Raw genomic sequence first — 1,284 nt, forward strand, 5'->3', positions numbered from 1 at the left:
CATGCCGGGCGAGGTCGTCGGTGCGATGTTCGTCTCGGTCATGGTGCTCGGTGAATTCGCCACCTCCGCAGCGCTCTCCGGCCGCAAGGTCAACCTGCTCGGCAACATCATCGTCACCCAGGTCGGCTCGTTGAAATGGGCATTTGCCGCGGTCGCCGGCGTCGTCCTCACCATCCTGATGGGCGCCGTCATCGCCGCTCTGCTCAGGGTCGTCGACCTCAGGAAGGAACTCTGATCATGAACGCCAGCGGCATGAAACTCGGCCTCGGCGCCTACACCGCGCTCTTCCTGGTCTTCCTCTACGGACCGCTTGCTGTGCTCGCGATCCTTTCGTTCCAGACCGGACCGGAAGGTGGGCCGCAGTTCCCGATCATCGAGTGGTCGACCTATTGGTACCAGCATCTCTTCGGCCTGACGCCGCCGTCGCGTATTGCACCGCTGCCGATCGAACAGGCGCTGGTGCGTTCGCTCGGCCTCGCAGTAATGACCATGATCGTCTCGACCGTTCTGGGTGTCACCGCAGCGCAGGCCTTTCGCCGCAAGTTCCGCGGTTCGGGCGTGGTCTTCTATCTCATCGTCCTCGGCATGATGGTGCCCGGCGTGCTCGTCGGTCTCGGCATGGCGCTCGTTGCCAATACGCTCGGCATTGACCGCCACTGGTGGGGCACCGCCTTCGTGCTGCATGTGGTCTACACGTTCCCCTTCGCCTTCCTGGTGATGCTTGCGATCTTCAACCGCTTCGACCCCAGCATGGAAGAGGCGTCCTGGTCGCTCGGGGTTACCCCGGCGCGCACCTTCCGCAAGGTTACGTTCCCGCTGATCTTCCCCGGTGTGCTCTCGGCGATGCTCTTTGCTTTCACGCTCTCCTATGACGAGTTCTCACGCACGCTCTTTGCCTCGGGCCGTGATCTGACGCTGCCGCTTGCGATCTACGGCACCTTCTCGGTCGAGGTGCATCCGAACGTCTTCGCCTTCGGCGTGCTGACGACGCTCTTCTCTTTCGCGCTGCTCGGCACCTATGCGGCCTTGATGACGCTGTCGGTGCGCCGCGCCAAGCGCGTTGCGATCCAGGAGGAGGCGTAATGGCAGACGCTTCTTCGCCAAACGCGATCATCACCGGCGCCGGCTCCGGCATCGGTCGTGCCATCGCCTTGAGGCTCGCAACTGACGGCTATGCCGTGCTGGTCAACGATCTCTCTGCCGAGCGCAGCCAGGTCGTCGCCGCGGAGATCATCGCGGCAGGCGGCAGGGCGACCGCGGCGGCCGGTGATGTTTCCAATGAGG

The 1,284-nt window shown here is 63.9% G+C and carries 2 protein-coding genes and 1 pseudogene; all 3 read left to right on the plus strand.

What is annotated here, in order from left to right:
• A pseudogene (locus I8N66_RS37370) lies at positions 1-235 on the plus strand (ABC transporter permease); the annotation flags it as partial.
• A 2-nt stretch (positions 236-237) separates the two neighbouring features.
• On the plus strand, positions 238-1,083 hold the full coding sequence (locus I8N66_RS37375) for an ABC transporter permease (protein WP_043621711.1): 846 nt from the start codon (positions 238-240) through the stop codon (positions 1,081-1,083).
• A partial coding sequence (locus I8N66_RS37380; protein ID WP_291165605.1) for an SDR family NAD(P)-dependent oxidoreductase occupies positions 1,083-1,284 on the plus strand: 202 nt, incomplete at its 3' end. The genes I8N66_RS37375 and I8N66_RS37380, both read left to right, overlap by 1 nt.

It is taken from the genome of Ensifer sp. SSB1, assembly GCF_016652895.1.
In the GTDB taxonomy this organism is placed as follows: Bacteria; Pseudomonadota; Alphaproteobacteria; order Rhizobiales; family Rhizobiaceae; genus Ensifer.